The sequence below is a fragment of the Burkholderia sp. AU28863 genome, assembly GCF_002223195.1.
Taxonomy (GTDB): Bacteria; Pseudomonadota; Gammaproteobacteria; order Burkholderiales; family Burkholderiaceae; genus Burkholderia; species Burkholderia sola.
Genome location: NZ_NKFE01000003.1, coordinates 158,514 through 178,506, shown reverse-complemented (window position 1 = coordinate 178,506; position 19,993 = coordinate 158,514). Strand labels below are relative to the sequence as shown.

The following is a 19,993-nucleotide window of genomic DNA, read 5'->3' as shown; positions in this document are numbered from 1 at the left end:
GGCCTTCCAGCCGCCGCCCTGACGCGCGGCGTCCGGCGGCGCTACAATCGAACGATGAATGCGCCCCTCGATACCGCCATCGCCGTCGACGTCTACCGCCAGCGCCGTGAACGCGTGCTTGCCGCACTGCGTGCCGCGGGCGGCGGCGTCGCCATCGTCCCCACCGCGCCGGAAATGCTGCGCAACCGCGATACGGCCTACCCGTACCGGTTCGACAGCTACTTCCATTACCTGACGGGCTTCACCGAGCCGGATGCCGTGCTCGTGCTGAACGCGTCCGCGCCGCACGGCGCGCCGGAATCGATCCTGTTCTGCCGCGCCAAGAACGTCGACCGCGAGATCTGGGAAGGCTTTCACTACGGTCCCGACGCCGCGCGCGACGCGTTCGGCTTCGATGCGGCGTTCGCGACCGACGTGATCGACACCGAAATGCCGCGCCTGCTCGCCGATGCGGGCACCGTGCACTACCGGTTCGGCGCATCGGCCGAGTTCGAGCGCCAGCTCGCCGGCTGGATCGACGCGGTGCGCGCGCAGGCACGCACGGGCGTCGCCGCGCCGGACGCGCTGCTCGACCTCACGCCGCTGCTCGACGACATGCGGCTCGTGAAGGACGAACACGAACTCGCGATCATGACGCGCGCCGCGCACATCTCGGCGCTCGCGCACCGCCGCGCGATGCAGGTGTGCCGCCCCGGCATCCGCGAATACGAGCTCGAGGCCGAGCTGCTGTACCTGTTCCGCAAGCACGGCGCGCAGGCGCCCGCGTACGGGTCGATCGTCGCGGCCGGCGCGAATGCGTGCGTGCTGCACTACCCGGCCGGCAACGCGGCCGCGCGGGACGGCGACCTGATCCTGATCGACGCCGCGTGCGAACTCGACGGCTATGCGTCGGACATCACGCGCACGTTCCCGGCCAACGGCCGCTTCTCGCCCGCGCAGCGCACGCTGTACGACATCGTGCTCGCCGCGCAGCAGGCCGCGATCGACGCGACGCGCGCGGGCGTGCCGTTCGAGGCGCCGCACGACGCGGCGGTGCGCGTGCTCGCACAGGGGCTGCTCGACACCGGCATCATCCCGAAAACGCGCTTCTCGAACGTCGACGACGTGATCGCCGAGCGCGCATACACGCGCTTCTACATGCACCGCACGGGCCACTGGCTCGGCATGGACGTGCACGACTGCGGCGACTACCGCGAACGGCTCGCCGCGCGCGACGCGAACGGCGCGCTGCCGTGGCGCACGCTGAAGCCCGGCATGGCGCTGACCGTCGAGCCGGGCCTGTACGTGCGCGCGGCCGACGACGTGCCGCCCGAGTACTGGAACATCGGCATCCGCATCGAGGACGACGCGATCGTGCGCGAGCACGGCTGCGAACTGATCACGCGCGGCGTGCCGGTCGCGGCCGACGAGATCGAGGCGCTGATGCGCGCGGACGCATGACCGGCCGCCGACCGTTACCCCCGTTTCACGAATCAAGATGACGACCGCTTCCTCCCCGGCCACGCCGGATTACGACCTCGCCATCGTCGGCGCGGGCCCCGTCGGGCTCGCGCTCGCCGGCTGGCTCGCGCGCCGCAGCGCGACACAGCATGCATCGATCGCACTGATCGATGCGCGCGAACCGGCCGCGAGCGCGAACGACCCGCGCGCGATCGCCGTGTCGCACGGCAGCCGCGTGCTGCTCGACACGCTCGCGTGGCCCGCCGACGCCACGCCGATCGAACATATCCACGTATCGCAGCGCGGCCATTTCGGCCGTACGCTGATCGACCGCGACGAACACGCGCTCGCCGCGCTCGGCTACGTGGTGCGCTACGGCTCGATCGTGCAGGCGCTCGCGGGCGCCGTGCGCGGCACGCGCATCGACTGGCTGACGTCGACCACCGCACGCGCGCCGCAGCAGGACGCCGACGGCGTCACGCTGACGCTCGACGGCCCGCAAGGCGAGCGCCCGCTGCGCGCGCGCATCGTCATCAACGCCGAAGGCGGGCTGTTCCACGAACAGCAGGCCGATGCGGGCAAGCATCGCCGCGACTACGGGCAGACCGCGCTCGTCGGCACGGTCACGGTTTCGGCGCCGCGCCCGAACGTCGCGTGGGAACGCTTCACGCACGAAGGCCCGCTCGCGCTGCTGCCGCTCGGCGGGCCGCGTCAGGCCGACTACTCGCTCGTGTGGTGCTGCACGCCCGACGAAGCCGCGCGACGCGCCGCGCTACCCGACGACGCGTTCCTGCGCGAGCTCGGCGGCGTGTTCGGCGAACGCATGGGCGCGTTCGTCGCGATCGCCGGGCGCGCATCGTTCCCGCTCGGCCTGAGCGCCGCGCAGACGCTCGTCAGCGGCCGCATCGCGATCGTCGGCAATGCCGCGCAGACGCTGCACCCGGTGGCGGGCCAGGGGCTCAACCTCGGGCTGCGCGATGCGCACACGCTCGTCGACACGCTGTCCGCGCAAGGCTTCGAAGCGACCGCGCTCGCGACCTTCAACGCACGCCGCGCGCTCGACCGGCGCTTCACGATCGGCGCGACCGACACGCTGGCGCGGCTGTTTACGATCGACACGGGCCCGCTTCCGCTGCTGCGCGGCGCGGCGCTCACCGCGCTCGAATTCGTGCCGCCGCTCAAGAAGGCGATCGCGCGCCAGATGATGTTCGGCCAGCGCAACTGACGCACGGCCGCACCGCATAGCCCGTTCGGGCAAACCAGGCAAACCGGGTCAAATCGGCGGGGCATGGGAATACGGTAAAATGCCCGTTTTCCGTCTTCCCTCCCCCTGCCCGCGCGCGTCGCGGGCGGCGCCATTGCGATGCCCGTTATCGGCCCTCACGTATTGCGTAACAACCTGTTCGTCGCCCCGATGGCCGGGGTGACGGATCGTCCGTTCCGCCAGCTGTGCAAACGGCTGGGGGCCGGTTACGCCGTGTCCGAGATGGTCGCGTCCAACGCGCAGCTGTGGAAAAGCGCGAAGACGATGCGGCGCGCGAACCACGAAGGCGAAGTCGAGCCGATCGCGGTGCAGATCGCCGGCGCCGATCCGGCGATGATGGCCGAAGCGGCCCGCTACAACGTCGACAACGGCGCGCAGATCATCGACATCAACATGGGCTGCCCGGCGAAGAAGGTCTGCAACGTCGCGGCCGGCTCCGCGCTGCTGCAGAACGAGCCGCTCGTGCAGCGGATCGTCGAGGCCGTCGTCGCGGCGGTCGGCACCGGGCCCGACGCGGTGCCCGTCACGCTGAAGATCCGCACCGGCTGGGACCGCGAGCACAAGAACGCGATCACGGTCGCGCGCCTGGCCGAAGCGGCCGGCATTTCGATGCTCACCGTGCACGGCCGCACGCGCGCCGACCTGTACCGCGGCGACGCCGAGTACGACACCATCGCGGCCGTGAAGGCGGCCGTACGCATTCCGGTCGTCGCGAACGGCGACATCACGTCGCCCGCCAAGGCGAAGGCCGTGCTCGATGCAACCGGCGCCGACGCGCTGATGATCGGTCGCGCCGCGCAAGGCCGGCCGTGGCTGTTCCGCGAAATCGATCATTTCCTGCAAACCGGCGAACTGCTGCCCCCGCCGCGGATCGACGAGATCCAGCACGTGATGAACGAACACCTGGAAGACCACTACGCTTTCTATGGCGAATTCACCGGCGTCCGTACTGCGCGCAAGCACATCGGCTGGTACACTCGCGGCCTTTCCGGTGCCAACGGGTTCCGGCACCGAATGAACACGCTCGATTCCACCCGCGAGCAGCTCGCCGCCGTCAATGCATTCTTCGAGGCGCAAAAGGCGCTGTCGGACCACCTCGTCTACGTCGATGACGATGCGGAAAACAGCCAGGGCGAGTCGGACGACCATAACCAGTTAGCAGCATGAGCAAGCACAACATCGAACAATGTGTCCGCGAGAGCCTGGACGTGTATTTCCGGGATCTAGACGGCTCCAATCCGCACGACGTCTATGAAATGGTGATGTCCTGCGTCGAAAAGCCGATGCTCGAGGTCGTGCTCGTACAGGCCGGCGGCAACCAGTCGCTCGCCGCCGAGTACCTCGGCATCAATCGCAATACGCTGCGCAAGAAGCTGCAGCAGCACGGCCTGCTGTAGGCGGCCGTCCCGTCCCCGTTTCCCTGGCTATTGGTGGTTCCATCATGATCAAGCAAGCGCTCATTTCCGTTTCCGACAAGACCGGCATCGTCGACTTCGCGAAGTCGCTGTCCGACCTCGGCGTCAAGCTGCTGTCGACGGGCGGCACCGCGAAACTCCTCGCCGACGCCGGCCTGCCCGTGACCGAAGTGGCCGATTACACCGGCTTCCCGGAAATGCTCGATGGGCGCGTGAAGACGCTGCACCCGAAGGTGCACGGCGGCATCCTCGCCCGCCGCGACCTGCCCGAGCACATGCAGGCGCTGGAGCAGCACGGCATCCCGACGATCGACCTGCTGGTCGTGAACCTGTATCCGTTCGTCGCGACGATCGCGAAGGACGACTGCACGCTCGCCGACGCGATCGAGAACATCGACATCGGCGGCCCGACGATGCTGCGCTCGGCCGCGAAGAACCACCGCGACGTGACGGTCGTCGTCGACCCGGCCGACTACGCGGTCGTGCTCGATGAAATGAAGGCGAACGGCAACACCATCGGCTACCCGACCAACTTCCGCCTCGCGACGAAGGTATTCGCGCACACCGCGCAATACGACGGCGCGATCACGAACTACCTGACGAGCCTGACCGACGAGCTGCAGCACGCATCGCGCAGCGCGTACCCGGCCACGCTCAACATGGCGTTCGACAAGGTGCAGGACCTGCGCTACGGCGAGAACCCGCACCAGAGCGCGGCGTTCTACCGCGACCTCGCGACGCCGGCCGGCGCGCTGGCGAACTACCGTCAGCTGCAGGGCAAGGAACTGTCGTACAACAACATCGCGGATTCGGACGCGGCGTGGGAATGCGTGAAGACGTTCGACGCGCCGGCCTGCGTGATCATCAAGCATGCGAACCCGTGCGGCGTCGCCGTCGGCAACGACTCGGCCGACGCGTATGCGAAGGCGTTCCAGACTGACCCGACCTCCGCGTTCGGCGGCATCATCGCGTTCAACCGCGAAGTCGACGAAGCGGCCGCGCAAGCCGTCGCGAAGCAGTTCGTCGAAGTGCTGATCGCGCCGTCGTTCACGGACGCCGCGAAGCAGGTGTTCGCCGCGAAGCAGAACGTGCGCCTGCTCGAGATCGCACTCGGCGACGGCCATAACGCATTCGACCTGAAGCGCGTCGGCGGCGGCCTGCTCGTGCAGTCGCTCGATTCGCGCAACGTGCAGCCGAGCGAGCTGCGCGTCGTCACGAAGCGCCAGCCGACCGCGAAGGAAATGGACGACCTGCTGTTCGCCTGGCGCGTCGCGAAGTACGTGAAGTCGAACGCGATCGTGTTCTGCGGCAACGGCATGACGCTCGGTGTCGGCGCCGGCCAGATGAGCCGCGTCGATTCCGCGCGCATCGCAAGCATCAAGGCGCAGAACGCGGGCCTGACGCTCGCCGGTTCGGCGGTCGCGTCGGATGCGTTCTTCCCGTTCCGTGACGGCCTCGACGTCGTCGTGGCGGCCGGCGCGACCTGCGTGATCCAGCCGGGCGGCTCGATGCGCGACGACGAAGTGATCGCGGCGGCCGACGAGCACGGCATCGCGATGGTCCTGACGGGCGTGCGCCACTTCCGTCACTGATCGCGGCATGCGGCCCGCACGGCCGCTGCACGAGAACCCGGCGGCCTCACTCCCGCCGGGTTTTTTATTGCGCGGCACCGTCGCGCACGACCGGGCGACCGGCTTGCCGCACCATTCGTTGTAGTATCGCTGCATCACGCCATTCTCCTCACTCATGCGAATTCTCGGCATCGACCCCGGCCTGCGCGTCACCGGCTTCGGCGTCATCGACGTCAGCGGCCACCGGCTCGCCTATGTCACGAGCGGCGTGATCCGCACGCCGACGGCCGACCTGGCCACCCGGCTCGGCACGATCTTTCAAGGCGTCTCGACGATCGTGCGCGAACACGCGCCCGATCAGGCCGCGATCGAAAAGGTGTTCGTCAACGTGAACCCGCAGTCGACGCTGCTGCTCGGCCAGGCGCGCGGCGCCGCGATCTGCGGGCTCGTCGCGGGCGGGCTGCCGGTCGCCGAATACACGGCGCTGCAGCTCAAGCAGGCCGTGGTCGGCTACGGCCGCGCAACCAAGACGCAGATGCAGGAAATGGTCACGCGGCTGCTCAACCTGTCCGGCCAGCCGGGCTCCGACGCCGCCGACGCGCTCGGCATGGCGATCTGCCACGCGCACGGCGGCGACACGCTCAGCACGCTCGGCGGCCTCGCACCGGCGCTCGCGCAGAAAGGGCTGCGCGTGCGGCGCGGCAGGCTCGTCGGCTGACGCCGGCCGCGCGCCGCGGCACGTACGTCGGCTCGACTGCGTCGGCCGCTTTGGCTGCGTCGGCCGCCTCGACCGTTCTACCCACGCCCGACACGCCCGCGACACGCGCCGCTTCGGCCTGACGGCCGCGCCCATCGGCATTGCGCCGCGCGTGCGCTACACTCGCGCTTTCTTCCTCGCATCCCGTCCTCCATGATCGGTCGCATCGCCGGCATCCTGCTCGAAAAGAACCCGCCTCATCTGCTCGTCGACTGCAACGGCGTCGGCTACGAAATCGACGTGCCGATGAGCACCTTCTACAATCTGCCGCAAACGGGCGAGCGCATCGTGCTGCTCACGCAGCAGATCGTCCGCGAGGACGCGCACCTGCTGTACGGCTTCCTGACGCCGCAGGAGCGCACGACCTTCCGCGAACTGCTGAAGATCACCGGCATCGGCGCGCGCATGGCGCTCGCCGTGCTGTCCGGCATGAGCGTGCAGGAGCTTGCTCAGGCCGTGACGATGCAGGACGCCGCCCGCCTCACGCGGCTGCCCGGCATCGGCAAGAAGACGGCCGAGCGCCTGCTGCTCGAACTGAAGGGCAAGCTCGGCGCCGATCTCGGCGCGCTCGCCGGCGCCGCGTCGCCGTCCGACCATGCGACCGACATCCTCAACGCGCTGCTGGCGCTCGGCTACTCCGAGAAGGAAGGCCTGGCCGCGATCAAGAACGTGCCGGCCGGCACCGGAGTGTCCGAAGGCATCAAGCTCGCGCTGAAGGCGCTGTCGAAGGCGTAACGCGGTCGATCCGGCCGTCGAAGCCAGTGTCGCGCCGCCGCGCGGCGCCCGCCAGTCGGCCGTTCGGCCAGGTGGTCCGGGCGCCGTCGCGCGGTACAATGACCGCATGATTGAAACCGACAAACTCGCCACCGAACAGCGGATCATCGCCGCCACGCCCGCCTCGTCGCACGAGGAGGTGTTCGAACGTGCGTTGCGGCCGCGCCAGCTCGACGACTACGTCGGCCAGGAAAAGGTGCGCGGCCAGCTCGAGATCTTCATCGAAGCCGCGAAGCGCCGCGCCGAGCCGCTCGACCACGTGCTGCTGTTCGGGCCGCCGGGTCTCGGCAAGACGACGCTCGCACACATCATCGCGCGCGAGATGGGCGTGAACCTGCGCCAGACGTCGGGCCCCGTGCTCGAGCGCGCGGGCGATCTCGCCGCGCTGCTGACGAACCTCGAAGCGAACGACGTGCTGTTCATCGACGAGATCCACCGGCTGTCGCCGGTCGTCGAGGAAATCCTGTATCCGGCGCTCGAGGATTACCAGATCGACATCATGATCGGCGAAGGCCCGGCCGCGCGCAGCGTGAAGCTCGACCTGCAGCCGTTCACGCTGGTCGGCGCGACCACCCGCGCGGGCATGCTGACCAATCCGCTGCGCGATCGTTTCGGGATCGTCGCGCGCCTCGAGTTCTACGACGCCGAACAACTGTCGCGCATCGTGCGGCGTTCGGCGTCGCTGCTGAATGCGCAGATCGATCCGAACGGCGCGCTGGAAATCGCGAAGCGCTCGCGCGGCACGCCGCGGATCGCGAACCGGCTGCTGCGCCGCGTGCGCGACTTCGCGGAAGTGAAGGCCGACGGCCAGATCACCGCGGCCGTTGCCGACGCCGCGCTCGCGATGCTCGACGTCGATCCGGTTGGCTTCGACCTGATGGACCGCAAGCTGCTCGAAGCGATCCTGTACAAGTTCGACGGCGGCCCGGTCGGCATCGACAACCTCGCGGCGGCGATCGGCGAAGAGCGCGACACGATCGAGGACGTGCTCGAACCATACCTGATCCAGCAGGGCTTCCTGCAGCGCACGCCGCGCGGGCGCGTCGCGACGCTGCTCACGTATCGCCACTTCGGGCTGTCGGTGCCCGATGCCCGCCGCACCGAACGCGACGAGTGGGATACCCCGGACGGGAAGTAATCCGTCGCCCGAGCCGCACCCGCCATGACGACGCCGCCCAGCCGCCACCCCACCACCGTGCCGGGCCCGCGCTGGGCGGAGCCGATCCGCAAGCGGCTCGTGGCCGGCATCACGCACCTGACGGCCGGCGGCGGCGGCCCGTCGATCGATCTCTCTTCGCCGCCTGGCGACCCGGGGCTGTTCGGCCCCGACGCCGTGTGCTGGCGCGTGCATGCCGATTTCACGTCGATGATGACGGGCGGCATCGCCGCGCTGCTGCTGCAGGCGCTCCACCCGCTCGCGCTCGCGGGCGTCTGGGATCATTCGTCGTTCCGCACCGACATCTTCGGCCGCTTGCGGCGCACCGCCACGTTCATCACGGGGACGACGTTCGGCAGCCGCGCGGACGCGCTCGCGCTGATCGAGCGCGTGAAAGCGATCCACGCGCACATCTCGGGCAGCGCGCCGGACGGACGGCCCTACCGCGCCGACGATCCCGCGCTGCTGACTTGGGTGCATGTCGCGGAAGTGTCGAGCTTCCTCGCCGCGCACCTGCGTTACGTGAATCCGGCGCTGTCAGGCGAACTGCAGGACCGCTATTACGCGGAGACGGCGCTGATCGCCGAGTTGCTCGGCGCCCGCGAGGTGCCGCGTTCGCGCGCCGAGGTGGCCGCCTATCTCGCGCGCATGCTGCCCGAACTCGAAGCCGGGCCGCGTACGTTCGACGTGATGTCCATCCTGCTGAACGTGCCGGTCGCGAAGCCGGCGCTGCGGCCGGCCGCGTCGCTGGTGATGCATGCCGGGATCGACCTGCTGCCGCCGTGGGCGCAGCGCATGCTCGGCGTGTCGACGTTCGCGCCGTTGCGGCGCGCGGTGGTCCGGCCCGGCATACGCGCGGTCGCGCCCATACTGCGCTGGGCGCTCGTGAACGGCGCGTCGAAGCGTGCGCGCCGCCGCGCGACGGCCTCCCCGTCCGACGGCACCCCGTCTGCCTGACGATCCGTTTATTCCGATCATTTCAATTTGCCGTCAAATAGCTGTGACAAGCTGACGGGCTTGCACCCGCGCGCGCTCGCACGGTCTGCTCGTCACCGATGTCCAGTGACCCGCGCGACGTCCCGCCGCCCACCGACCAACGCCTGATGCCCGCGATGCCACGCCTGCCGATCCGTTTCGCCGTTGCCGCCAGCCTGTCCACCGTCTTCGCCCTCGCCGCGTGTGGGGGCGACGATGTCGCCGCCGTCGCGCGCATGGACGCACAACCGCCGTCCGGCGACACGACGCCCGCACCGGCCCTCACAACGCCCGCGACCACCCCGCCGCAACCGGGCCAGTGGAAAGCCGCCCGCGCCGGCGACCTGATCGACGTGACGCTCGGCGATCTTCATCCGACGCAGGGTGCGATCGGCTACGACCAGGTCTACTACAAGCTCGGCCGCTACGAACGGCAGCCCGACAAGAAGTTCGACGACTTCTGCGCGGACGAAGGCCTCGGCGGCATCGCATCGAGCGGCTACACGGCCCGATCGTCGCTGCGCGAGCCGGCCAGCTATGCGTGCGCGAGGACCGACGCGAACGGCCGCGACCGCTCGGTGCTGAACCCCGTCGTGATCGGCCCGAACGGCGATGCGCTGTACCTGACCGACGGCCACCACGGCCTGTCGACTTACTACGAGACGCCCGACGGCGGCCCGGCGCTGCACGTGCACGTCGTCGTCAAGGACAACCTCAGCGACTACTCGGGCGACGCGTTCTGGCAGCAGATGCAAAGCCGCGGCTATCTGCGCCTGAAGAACGGCGAAGGCAAGCCGATCACGACCGCGCAACTGCCGACCGGCCTCGGCCTGACACTCGGGATGACGAACGACCGCTATCGGTCGCTCGTCTATTTCACGCGCGACATCGGCTACAGCAAACCCGCACAAGCGACCGACTACCTCGAGTTCTACTGGGCCGACTGGCTGCGCGCGCAGCCGGGCACGTTCGCGCTGGCCGGCTACGACCTGACGCGGCCCGGCGCGACCGATCCCGATCCGGCGAAGGCCGACACGGGCTATCTGAATGCGGTCTGGCATGCGTCGACGCGGATGGTCGCGGCCACGGACCCCGTGATCGACGGCAAGACGGGCGCCGACCTCGGGCGCGCCGATGCGATCAACGGCGGGAAGAAATACAGCAAGGGGGAATTCGACAAGCTGCGCCAGCCGATCACGGCCGACAAGCCCGGCAAGATCGCGTACGCGCTCGACTACAAGACACGCCACGGGCTGCCGCGGTAGGCGTCACACCGGAGGGAACGGAACCCCGGCCCGTGCCGGACGGCGGGGCCCGCGTGCTCAGAGCACCTTGCGGTACCCGTCGTCGTCGCTCGCGGCTTCGAGATGCGACACGTCGGCCCACTGCACGACCTGCGCGCGGCCATCCACGTAATCGACGACGTTGATGCTGGTGTTGAGCAACGGATAGTTGCGCGGCGCCGACAGCTCGATCCCGTTCGCGAAGCGATACACGCAATCGAGCACGCCGCCGTGCGCGACGCACGCGATCCGGCCGCCCGGATGCGCGGCGACGATCGGTTCGAGCGCATGCAGCACGCGGTGATAGAACGCACGCTGCGACTCGCCGCCCTCCGGCGCGAAGCCGGGATCGCGCGTCTGCCACGCCGCATACGCGTCCGGAAACAGCGCCTCGATCTCGGTGCTGTCGTGCCCCTGGAACGCGCCATACGAGCGTTCGCGCAACCCTTCGCGCAGCAGCAGCGGCAGCCCGAGCACATCGGCGAACGGTTGGGCGGTCTGTTGCGCGCGCATCAGGTCGCTCGAATACACCGCGTCGATCCGCGCGCCGTCGCGCGCCTCCCGGCCGAGCCGTGCAGCCAGCCGCTGCGCCTGCGCGAGCCCCGTGTCGGCCAGCGGGATGTCGATATGCCCCTGGATGCGCTTGATGCGGTTCCAGGCCGTCTCGCCATGGCGGATGAAAAGAACCTGCGTGGTGGCCATCGCGGCGCGTCTCCGGAGAAGAATCAGGGCCGCACTTGCAGCCAGAACGTCACGGGGCCGTCGTTGACGAGCGACACCTGCATGTCCGCGCCGAACTCGCCCGTCTCGACGATCGGGTGCCGCATACGCGCGGCCGCGACGAAATAGTCGAACAGCCGCGCGCCTTCGTCGGGCGGCGCGGCCGGCGTGAAGCTCGGACGCAGCCCGCTGTTGGTATCGGCCGCGAGCGTGAACTGCGACACGAGCAGCAGGCCGCCTGCACGACCTTCGCCGTCGATGTTCGATACCGGCAGGTTCATCTTGCCGGCTGCGTCGCTGAACACGCGGTAGCCGAGCAGCTTCGCGAGCAGCTTGTCGGCCGCGGCCTCGGTATCGCCGCGCTCCGCGCAGACGAGCGCGAGCAGGCCCGCGCCGATCTCGCCCGTCGTCCGGCCGCCGACGCGCACGTCGGCGCGCGTCACGCGCTGGAGCAGCGCGATCATGCGGTCAGCGTGACGCGTGCGAAGCGGCGCTTGCCGACCTGCACGACGAACTCGCCGGCCTCGACCTTCAGGCCCTTGTCCGACACGGTCGCGCCGTCGATCTTCACGCCGCCCTGCTCGATGTTGCGCAGCGCTTCGCTCGTCGACGGCACGAGGCCCGCCTGCTTCAGCAACTGCCCGATCGCGAGCGGCGCGCCGGCCAGCGTGATCGACGGAATGTCGTCCGGCACGCCGCCCTTCGCGCGGTGGTTGAAGTCCTCGAGTGCGCGCTCGGCGTCGGCCTGCGAATGGAATCGCGCGACGATTTCCTGGGCGAGCAGCACCTTGAAGTCGCGCGGGTTGCGGCCGCCTTCGGCCTCGCGCTTGAAGCCGGCGATTTCATCGAGGCTGCGGAACGACAGCAGCTCGAAGTAACGCCACATCAGCGTGTCCGAGATGCTCATCAGCTTGCCGAACATGTCGGTCGGCTTCTCGCTGATGCCGACGTAGTTGCCCTTCGACTTCGACATCTTCTCGACGCCGTCGAGGCCTTCGAGCAGCGGCATCGTCAGGATGCACTGCTGTTCCTGGCCGTACTGCTTCTGCAGTTCGCGGCCGACCAGCAGGTTGAACTTCTGGTCGGTGCCGCCGAGTTCGAGGTCGGCGTTCAGCGCGACCGAATCGTAGCCCTGCATCAGCGGGTACAGGAATTCGTGGATCGAGATCGGCACGCCGCCCTGGAAGCGCTTCGTGAAATCCTCGCGCTCGAGAATCCGCGCGACCGTGTAGCGCGACGCGAGCTTGATCATCCCGTCCGCGCCGAGCGGCATCGACCATTCGCTGTTGTAGCGGATCTCGGTCTTGTCGCGATCGAGCACGAGCGCGGCCTGCTCGAAGTAGGTCTTCGCGTTCGATTCGATCTGCTCGCGCGTGAGCGGCGGACGCGTCGCGTTGCGGCCCGACGGGTCGCCGATCAGCGACGTGAAATCACCGATCAGGAAGATCACCGTATGGCCGAGGTCCTGCAACTGGCGCATCTTGTTCAGCACGACCGTATGGCCGATGTGGATGTCCGGTGCGGTCGGATCGAGGCCGAGCTTGATGCGAAGCGGCGTGCCGGTGGCCGCGCTGCGCGCGAGCTTCTGCGCGAACTCTTCCTCGATCAGCAGCTCGTCGACGCCGCGCTTCGTGACGGCGAGCGCATGCCGGACTTCGTCGGTGATCGGGAAAACGGGCTTGGAACTGGGTTCGGTGCTCATCGGTGCCAGGAAGAATGTCGCAAAAACAGGGATTTTCCCATAACTTGCGCGCGCATCGCTTAACGACGCGTCACGTTACGCGGATAATCGGGCGCAAGGCGCGCGGGACCGGCCCGCGCCGCACGATCCAGGAGAACCCAACGTGCCGCAACGACCGCCGCAGCATGCCCATCCCGCAGACGGCATCTACTTCGGGCTGATGTCGGGAACCAGCATGGACGGCGTCGACGGCGTCGCCGTGCGTTTCGAGGCCGGCCGCGCGCCGGCCGTGCTCGCGGAAGCGTTCGTCGGCTTCGCGCAATCGCTGCGCGACGCGCTGTTCGCGCTGCAGCAGCCCGGCGACAACGAGATCGACCGCGAATCGCTCGCGGCGAATGCGCTCGTCACGCGCTATGCGGTCTGCTGCCATGAATTGCAGCGCACGGCCGGGCTGTCGCGCGACGAGATCCGCGCGATCGGCGTGCACGGCCAGACGGTGCGCCATCGCCCCGAGCGCGGCTATACGCGCCAGCTCAACAATCCGGCGCTGCTCGCCGAGCTGACCCAGATCGACGTGATCGCCGATTTCCGCAGCCGCGACGTGGCCGCCGGCGGCCACGGCGCGCCGCTCGCGCCGGCCTTCCATGCGACGGTGTTCGGCGCGCCGGGCGAAACGCGGGTCGTCTGCAATCTCGGCGGGATCAGCAACATCACGATCCTGCCCGACGCGGGCGGCGACGTGCGCGGCTTCGACTGCGGCCCGGCGAATGCGCTGATCGATGCATGGGCGACCCGCCATCTGGGCAAGCCGTACGACGACGGCGGCAAGTTCGCCGCACGCGGCGCCGTCCACGCGCCGCTGCTCGACGCGCTGCTCGACGAACCGTATTTCACCGCGCCGCCGCCGAAAAGCACCGGACGCGACCTGTTCAATCCCGCGTGGCTCGATGCGAAGCTCGCCGGATTCCCGCAGCTTGCGCCGGAGGACGTGCAAGCCACGCTCACCGCGCTCACCGCCGTGTCGGTCGCACGCGACATCGCGCAGCACGCACCGGGCTGCCAGGCCGTGTTCGCATGCGGGGGCGGCGCACGCAATCCGGTGCTGCTCGATGCGCTCCGGCACGCGCTGCGCGAGGCCGGCGTGCCGGCCGCCGTCGACACGACGGCCGCGCTCGGCGTGCCGCCGCAGCAGGTCGAAGCGCTCGCGTTCGCGTGGCTCGCGTACCGCTTCACCGCGCGCCAGCCCGGCAATCTCGCGACGGTCACCGGCGCCGCCGGCAACCGCGTGCTCGGCGCGCTCTATCCGCGCTGATACGATGCGCGCCGCGGGGCGGGCGCCGCAGCGCGAGCGAACAAAAAACGGGGCATGAAGCCCCGTTTTTCATTCCGGCGAACCGGCGCGGATCTGCCGTGCGCTCAGACCGAGAACGACGAACCGCACCCGCAGGTCGTGGTCGCGTTCGGGTTCTTGATCACGAACTGGGCGCCGTTGAGGTCGTCCTTGTAGTCGATCTCGGCGCCGACCAGGTACTGGTAGCTCATCGAGTCGATCAGCAGCTGGACGCCGTTCTTGTCCATCACGGTGTCGTCCTCGTTGACTTCCTCGTCGAACGTGAAGCCATACTGGAAGCCGGAACAGCCGCCACCCTGCACGAACACGCGCAGCTTGAGGTCGGGATTGCCCTCTTCGTCGATCAGTTGCTTGACCTTGTCGGCCGCGGCGTCGGTGAAGACGAACGGCAGCGGCATATCGGTCGTCGTTGCTGCGGATTCGGTAACAGCGTTCATTCGAACTCTCCAAAAAGCTTTAGCCGCTATTGTAGGGCCGATCAGAAGATCGTGCTGAAGTCCATGAAATCAATAGGTTCTTGTCGATTTCGTCAAACGCGCCCGCGCCGGGGCCGCCCCAGCGGCCCGGAAGCGGACATAAAAAAACCGCCAGCGTGAAAGCTGGCGGTTTTTTCCGGCGGACGCCGCCCGAAAGCGGCGAGGCCATGAAGCGGGATTAACGCTTCGAGAACTGCTTCGCGCGGCGTGCCTTGCGCAGACCGACCTTCTTACGCTCGACTTCACGCGCATCGCGCGTGACGAAGCCTGCGCTCGACAGCGACGGCTTCAGCGTCGCATCGTAGTCGATCAGTGCACGGGTGATGCCGTGGCGCACTGCGCCTGCCTGACCCGTTTCGCCGCCGCCGTTGACGTTCACCTTGATGTCGAACGTCTGGCCGTGGTTCGTGAGTTCCAGCGGTTGACGCACGATCATCAGCGACGTTTCGCGCGAGAAGTAGTCAGCGATGGGCTTGCCGTTGACGATGATGTCGCCCTTGCCAGCCTTGATGAAGACACGTGCGACTGCGCTCTTGCGGCGGCCCGTACCGTAGTTCCAGTTACCGATCATGTGGGTCCCCTTAGATCTCGAGCGCCTTCGGCTGTTGAGCCGAGTGCGGATGCGTCGCTTCTGCGTAGACCTTCAGCTTCTTGATCATCGCGTAGCCGAGCGGGCCCTTCGGCAGCATGCCCTTGACCGCCTTCTCGAGCGCGCGGCCCGGGAAGCGTTCCTGCATCTTGCCGAACGTCGTTTCATAGATACCGCCCGGGTAGCCCGAGTGACGGTAGTACTTCTTGTCCAGCGTCTTGTTGCCCGTGACCTTCAACTTGCTCGCGTTGATGATGATGATGAAATCACCAGTGTCGACGTGCGGGGTGAACTCAGGCTTGTGCTTGCCGCGCAGACGGCGTGCCACTTCGCTGGCAACACGGCCGAGAACCTTATCCGTCGCGTCAATCACGTACCATTCGCGCGTCACCTCATGGGCTTTTGCGGAAAACGTCTTCATGATCGATCCAAAAAAAATGCTTTGCCCGATGTGTTCTTCCTGCTTGTCTGTGTGCGCTTCGAGGCGCGGTGCAGGCTCTCCCTGTTCTTTTTCCGTGGGCATGAATGCGGAAAAGCCCTGAATTATAAAGGAAATACGGCTGCGTGGTCAAAGAGAATCCACGCCCCGTGTTCGCGGCGGCCGAAATGGGCCAAAATCCGGTCGTGCCCCGACAAGCCAGGCGAACCGAGCGCCTGGGGCGGCACCCATCGACGCGCGGCACATGACCTTGCCGCGCCAGACCGGCCAAACCCGAAAAACAACAAATCAGCATGATGAAACAACGACTTACGCCCTTCGTCGCGGCCGCCCTGCTGGCCGCCGCGGCGCCCGCCGTCGCCGCCTCCGGCTGCGAAGCCAAGCTCGACGCGCTCGATGCGCGCATCGCCGAAGCCCGAACCGCCCATGCCGAAGACCGCATCGTGCGCCTGCGCGCCGTGCGCGAACGCGTCCGCCATTTCTGCGCACGCGGCCACGGCCATGCGTCGGCCGCCGCCGCGCCCGCGACCGATGCCGGCGCGCGCGGCACGCCGCCGGACGCAACGTCGCAACCGGCCGCGCGACAGCCCGCGTGACGGCGCGGTGCCGGCGCGCGCAAGCCGCGCGCCGATGTTTGCATGGGACGAAAAAAAGCCCGAACGGCTGGTTCGGGCTTAATCCACCTCAGGAGGAGGGTGGAGGAGACATTCGGAGGTTGCCGCAGCGCGACAACCAATGTGGCTCATTATACGAATGCCCGCCCGACTCCACAAGAAAATTTGCATTGCGAAATCAATTCCCACGATACGGGATCGCAACCAAACCGCTGACACGAATGGATTTTTATTTAAAATCAATCGTATCAGTGCATCACACACGACCTGGAACCGCCAGCATCTAGAGCAAAACCCCTAAATTCGGTAGGGAAAGCGCCGCTCGCCGCCCCGCTTGCTCGGCGCCGGCGTTGCTCGTCGTGCAGCGCATCAGCCGACCGTTGCGCCGCGGGCTACAATGCCGGATCGAATTCGAATCAGGCAACGCTGGAGCGCAAGCATGGAATGCAAAGTAAGCTGGATGGGCCAGGACGGCATGGCGTTTTCCGCCGAGACCGGCAGCGGGCATCTCGTCACGATGGACGGCGCGCCCGAAGGCGGCGGCCACAACCTCGCGCCGCGTCCGATGGAGATGGTCCTGCTCGGCACCGGCGGCTGCACGGCTTATGACGTCGTGCTGATCCTGAAGAAGAGCCGCCAGGAAGTGAGCGGCTGCTCGGTCACGCTGAAGGCCGAGCGCGCGAGCGAAGATCCGAAAGTGTTCACGAAGGTGCACTTCCACTTCACGGTCACCGGCCGCAACCTGAACCCGGCCACGGTCGAGCGCGCGATCAACCTGTCGCACGACAAGTATTGCTCCGCGTCGATCATGATCGCGAAGACGGCCGAACTCACGCATTCGTTCGACATCGTCGCCGCCTGATCGCACAGCGCGCACGAAAAAAGGGCCGGCGCTCCGCAGGGAGCGCCGGCCCTTTCGCATTCGAACGGCAAAGCAGGCCGATAAGCCGGATTCTGTGCACGCTGCGCGCCGAAGCGCGCAACGCGTGGCAGCCATTCCTCTAGGCGCGCCATTGCTGACGCGCTCAAGCTTCCTACCCGCAGACGAGACGGGGGCCCCGTCCTGCATCCGAAAATGCGCGCCTGCCTACTTGGAATTGCTCCGGGTGGAGGTTACCGTGCCGGCGGACGTCGCCGTCGCCGCGGTGCGCTCTTACCGCACCGTTTCACCCTTACCTGATCCCGGCTTGCGCCGGGCCATCGGCGGTTTGCTTTCTGTTGCCCTGTTCCGCGTGTCGCCACGGATGGCCGTTAGCCATCACCCTGCCCTGTGGAGTCCGGACTTTCCTCGCCCCCGCGCGCCCGAAGGCGGCGAGGCCGCGACTGCCTGGCCTGCTTTGCGACGCGCATTCTAGCACTGCGCGCCACCGGCGGCAGCGCGCGAGCGGCGGCCGCGGCGAAACACGGTCGGATCGTCGTAGAACGTGGCGTCGGCGTTCGCCGCGCACCAGCCCGGCACGCCGAGCACCGGCAGCGGCGCGAAATCGCGACTCGTCAGCGGGCGCGTCGTCAGTTCGGCGGCGATCCGCGCGTCGACATGCGCGCGCCGTTGCGCGTCGGACCACGAAAAATAGTCGGCGCCCACGTCGACGATCCACGCGTGCGCGGTGCAGGACTTGTAGGGAGCGACGAGCTGTTCGAGCAGCGCATGGCCGACCAGCCGCGCTTCGCAACGCGTGCCCCACGCATCGCGCGCGGCCACCAGCAGCCGCGGCCAGTCGAAGCCGCGCAGCGCGTCGGCGAGCGCACGGTCGGCGGTGACGAACAGCGCCGCGTTCTCGTCGAACAACGTGAGCGCATCGCGCAACGTGCCCCGCACGGGGCCGACGCCGCCCGCCGCGTCGATCGCGGCGGCCTGGCGCGCGTTCAGCGCGGCCTTGGTGCACGGGTAGGCGAACCAGACGAGCGCATTGAAGAAGTCGTGAAGATTGTGGCGGGTCGGCACGCGGCCGGTGTCCGCAATATGGGTCTCGTACGCGATGCCGGACGGCAGCTCGGCCTGCGGCACGAAGCGCAGCGGCCTGCCGCGACCGGTGACGCGATCGCCGCCTGGCGACACACCGGCGGACGCGCCGTTCAACGCATCGAGCAGCGCGGCCTCGCCCGCACGGGCGGCCGCCTGCCATGCGCGGCCCGGCGCCCGGTAAGGCGCGAGCCACGGCGCGGACCAGTCGATCCGCGCGAAATCCGCCGCCGCACGACCGGCCGCGGGGCCGGGTTCGCGCGGCGGCGCGCAGCTCACGCGAGTTTCCAGCCGATCGTCTCGCCGCCGCGCAGCGGCACGACCGGCGTATCGCCCGCGAAGATCTCGCGCGGCAGTTCCCACGCCTCGCGGCGCAGCGTGACCGTCTCGGCGCTGCGCGGCAGCCCGTAGAAATCAGCGCCGAAGAAGCTCGCGAACCCTTCCAGCTTGTCGAGCGCGCCGGCGGTGTCGAATGCTTCCGCGTACAGCTCGAGCGCGTGCAGCGCCGTGTAGCAGCCCGCGCAGCCGCACGCGGCTTCCTTCACGCCGCGCGCATGCGGCGCGCTGTCGGTGCCGAGGAAGAAGCGCGGGTTGCCCGACGTCGCGGCCTCGACCAGCGCCACGCGATGCGTCTCGCGCTTCAGCACCGGCAGACAGTAGTAATGCGGGCGAATCCCGCCGACGAACAGCGCGTTGCGGTTGTACAGCAGGTGATGCGCGGTGATCGTCGCGCCGAGCAGGCCGGGCGCCGCGTCGGCATCGCGCACGTAGTCGGCCGCGTCCTTCGTCGTGATGTGCTCGAACACGACCTTCAGGCCCGGGAAATCGCGGCGCAGCGGCGTCATCACGCGGTCGATGAACACCTTTTCACGGTCGAACAGGTCGATCGACGCATCGGTCACCTCGCCGTGCACGAGCAGCGGCATGCCGGTTTCCTGCATCGCCTCGAGCGTCTTCGCGCATTTCGCGAGATCGGTGACGCCATGGTCTGAATTCGTCGTAGCGCCTGCCGGGTACAGCTTCACGCCGTGCACGAAACCGCTTTCGCGCGCGCGGCGGATTTCGTCGGGCGGCGTGTTGTCGGTCAGGTACAGCGTCATCAGCGGTTCGAACGTCATCCCGGCCGGCAGCGCGGCGAGGATGCGCGCGCGATAGGCCTGCGCCTGCGCGGTGGTCGTGACCGGCGGCTTCAGGTTCGGCATCACGATGGCGCGGCCGAACTGGCGGGCGGTGTGCGGCAGCACGGCGGCGAGCATGTCGCCGTCGCGCAGGTGCAGGTGCCAGTCGTCGGGACGGGCGAGCGAAAGCGTCGCCGGGGAGGAAGCGTTCGAGGCAGTCATAGGAGGCGTCGTGAAGAACGGGCTTGCGATCGGCGGGGCCGGAACGCGCGTGCGCGGGCCGATTGACGGCAAACCGCAACACGGGGCCTTTGGCCAGCGGAATCCGCTTTTTACCGCTCAGGGCTCGGTGATATGCTAGAAGCGCATTGTACCGGGGTTCGCCCGGTTCGTTACCTCTGCTTCAG

Annotated in this window: 21 protein-coding genes and 1 other RNA gene; 13 read left to right on the top strand and 9 right to left on the bottom strand. The window is 68.3% G+C overall.

All coding sequences use genetic code 11. The features are described 5' to 3' along the window. Window positions 1–54 precede the first annotated feature (54 nt). From CFB81_RS03135 to CFB81_RS03090, 10 genes are all read left to right on the top strand, one after another. Complete coding sequence (locus CFB81_RS03135) at window positions 55–1,440, top strand: aminopeptidase P N-terminal domain-containing protein (protein WP_089434554.1); 1,386 nt, start codon at window positions 55–57, stop codon at window positions 1,438–1,440. Between the two features lie 37 nt (window positions 1,441–1,477). Beyond that, the gene (locus tag CFB81_RS03130) at window positions 1,478–2,665 is read left to right on the top strand and encodes a UbiH/UbiF/VisC/COQ6 family ubiquinone biosynthesis hydroxylase (RefSeq protein ID WP_089434553.1); all 1,188 of its coding nucleotides are present in this window, start codon (window positions 1,478–1,480) and stop codon (window positions 2,663–2,665) included. A gap of 138 nt (window positions 2,666–2,803) precedes the next feature. After that, window positions 2,804–3,871 (top strand): tRNA dihydrouridine synthase DusB, encoded by a 1,068-nt coding sequence (gene dusB, locus CFB81_RS03125; RefSeq protein ID WP_069616741.1) that lies wholly within the window; start codon window positions 2,804–2,806, stop codon window positions 3,869–3,871. Beyond that, window positions 3,868–4,101: a Fis family transcriptional regulator gene (locus CFB81_RS03120; protein WP_006476892.1), complete on the top strand. Its 234-nt coding sequence runs from the start codon at window positions 3,868–3,870 to the stop codon at window positions 4,099–4,101. The genes dusB and CFB81_RS03120 overlap by 4 nt, the downstream gene beginning before the upstream one ends. 44 nt (window positions 4,102–4,145) lie before the next feature. After that, a complete protein-coding gene (gene purH / locus CFB81_RS03115; protein ID WP_050013802.1) occupies window positions 4,146–5,711 on the top strand; it encodes a bifunctional phosphoribosylaminoimidazolecarboxamide formyltransferase/IMP cyclohydrolase in 1,566 nt (521 codons plus the stop codon). A gap of 154 nt (window positions 5,712–5,865) precedes the next feature. Further along, window positions 5,866–6,408, top strand: coding sequence for a crossover junction endodeoxyribonuclease RuvC (ruvC, locus tag CFB81_RS03110; protein WP_069616742.1), 543 nt, complete (start codon window positions 5,866–5,868; stop codon window positions 6,406–6,408). Between the two features lie 192 nt (window positions 6,409–6,600). Continuing rightward, complete coding sequence (gene ruvA / locus CFB81_RS03105) at window positions 6,601–7,182, top strand: Holliday junction branch migration protein RuvA (protein WP_031402135.1); 582 nt, start codon at window positions 6,601–6,603, stop codon at window positions 7,180–7,182. 106 nt (window positions 7,183–7,288) lie between these two features. Beyond that, a complete protein-coding gene (ruvB, locus tag CFB81_RS03100; protein WP_089434552.1) occupies window positions 7,289–8,359 on the top strand; it encodes a Holliday junction branch migration DNA helicase RuvB in 1,071 nt (356 codons plus the stop codon). A 24-nt stretch (window positions 8,360–8,383) separates the two neighbouring features. Further along, window positions 8,384–9,334, top strand: a complete 951-nt coding sequence (locus CFB81_RS03095) for an oxygenase MpaB family protein (RefSeq protein ID WP_089434551.1) — start codon at window positions 8,384–8,386, stop codon at window positions 9,332–9,334. A gap of 155 nt (window positions 9,335–9,489) precedes the next feature. Continuing rightward, a complete protein-coding gene (locus tag CFB81_RS03090; protein WP_089435311.1) occupies window positions 9,490–10,617 on the top strand; it encodes a ParB/Srx family N-terminal domain-containing protein in 1,128 nt (375 codons plus the stop codon). A 57-nt stretch (window positions 10,618–10,674) separates the two neighbouring features. Here CFB81_RS03090 and CFB81_RS03085 read toward each other — a convergent pair whose 3' ends face one another. Genes CFB81_RS03085 through tyrS form a run of 3 tightly spaced genes read right to left on the bottom strand, consistent with a single transcriptional unit; the run spans window position 10,675 to window position 13,057 of the window. Beyond that, window positions 10,675–11,337 (bottom strand): histidine phosphatase family protein, encoded by a 663-nt coding sequence (locus CFB81_RS03085; protein ID WP_089434550.1) that lies wholly within the window; start codon window positions 11,335–11,337, stop codon window positions 10,675–10,677. Between the two features lie 23 nt (window positions 11,338–11,360). Next, window positions 11,361–11,819, bottom strand: a complete 459-nt coding sequence (gene dtd / locus CFB81_RS03080) for a D-aminoacyl-tRNA deacylase (protein ID WP_089434549.1) — start codon at window positions 11,817–11,819, stop codon at window positions 11,361–11,363. After that, window positions 11,816–13,057: a tyrosine--tRNA ligase gene (gene tyrS / locus CFB81_RS03075; protein WP_089434548.1), complete on the bottom strand. Its 1,242-nt coding sequence runs from the start codon at window positions 13,055–13,057 to the stop codon at window positions 11,816–11,818. Before tyrS ends, dtd begins: the two co-directional genes overlap by 4 nt. 142 nt (window positions 13,058–13,199) lie before the next feature. Here tyrS and CFB81_RS03070 point away from each other — a divergent pair, with 142 nt between their 5' ends. Then, a complete protein-coding gene (locus CFB81_RS03070; protein WP_089434547.1) occupies window positions 13,200–14,348 on the top strand; it encodes an anhydro-N-acetylmuramic acid kinase in 1,149 nt (382 codons plus the stop codon). Window positions 14,349–14,452: 104 nt separating this feature from the next. On the opposite strand, the gene erpA is transcribed toward CFB81_RS03070, so the two are convergent. From erpA to rplM, 3 genes are all read right to left on the bottom strand, one after another. Beyond that, window positions 14,453–14,824: an iron-sulfur cluster insertion protein ErpA gene (gene erpA, locus CFB81_RS03065; protein WP_034187117.1), complete on the bottom strand. Its 372-nt coding sequence runs from the start codon at window positions 14,822–14,824 to the stop codon at window positions 14,453–14,455. 217 nt (window positions 14,825–15,041) lie between these two features. After that, window positions 15,042–15,434, bottom strand: a complete 393-nt coding sequence (gene rpsI / locus CFB81_RS03060; RefSeq protein ID WP_006476904.1) for a 30S ribosomal protein S9 — start codon at window positions 15,432–15,434, stop codon at window positions 15,042–15,044. Window positions 15,435–15,444: 10 nt separating this feature from the next. Continuing rightward, on the bottom strand, window positions 15,445–15,873 hold the full coding sequence (rplM, locus tag CFB81_RS03055) for a 50S ribosomal protein L13 (RefSeq protein WP_009687896.1): 429 nt from the start codon (window positions 15,871–15,873) through the stop codon (window positions 15,445–15,447). 311 nt (window positions 15,874–16,184) lie between these two features. Between rplM and CFB81_RS03050 the strand changes: the two genes are divergently transcribed. Both CFB81_RS03050 and CFB81_RS03045 read left to right on the top strand, forming a co-directional pair. After that, on the top strand, window positions 16,185–16,487 hold the full coding sequence (locus CFB81_RS03050; RefSeq protein WP_069616748.1) for a DUF1090 family protein: 303 nt from the start codon (window positions 16,185–16,187) through the stop codon (window positions 16,485–16,487). A 415-nt stretch (window positions 16,488–16,902) separates the two neighbouring features. Then, window positions 16,903–17,367, top strand: coding sequence for an OsmC family protein (locus CFB81_RS03045; RefSeq protein ID WP_074801272.1), 465 nt, complete (start codon window positions 16,903–16,905; stop codon window positions 17,365–17,367). A gap of 65 nt (window positions 17,368–17,432) precedes the next feature. On the opposite strand, the gene rnpB is transcribed toward CFB81_RS03045, so the two are convergent. The 3 genes from rnpB to pyrC form a co-directional block, all read right to left on the bottom strand. After that, window positions 17,433–17,844, bottom strand: an RNA gene (rnpB, locus tag CFB81_RS03040) — RNase P RNA component class A. A 12-nt stretch (window positions 17,845–17,856) separates the two neighbouring features. Next, window positions 17,857–18,747 carry a DUF3025 domain-containing protein gene (locus CFB81_RS03035; protein WP_089434546.1) on the bottom strand — a complete coding sequence of 297 codons (891 nt, stop codon included), beginning with the start codon at window positions 18,745–18,747 and terminating at the stop codon, window positions 17,857–17,859. Next, window positions 18,744–19,808, bottom strand: coding sequence for a dihydroorotase (gene pyrC / locus CFB81_RS03030; protein ID WP_069616750.1), 1,065 nt, complete (start codon window positions 19,806–19,808; stop codon window positions 18,744–18,746). The genes CFB81_RS03035 and pyrC overlap by 4 nt, the downstream gene beginning before the upstream one ends. Between the last annotated feature and the right edge of the window lie 185 nt (window positions 19,809–19,993).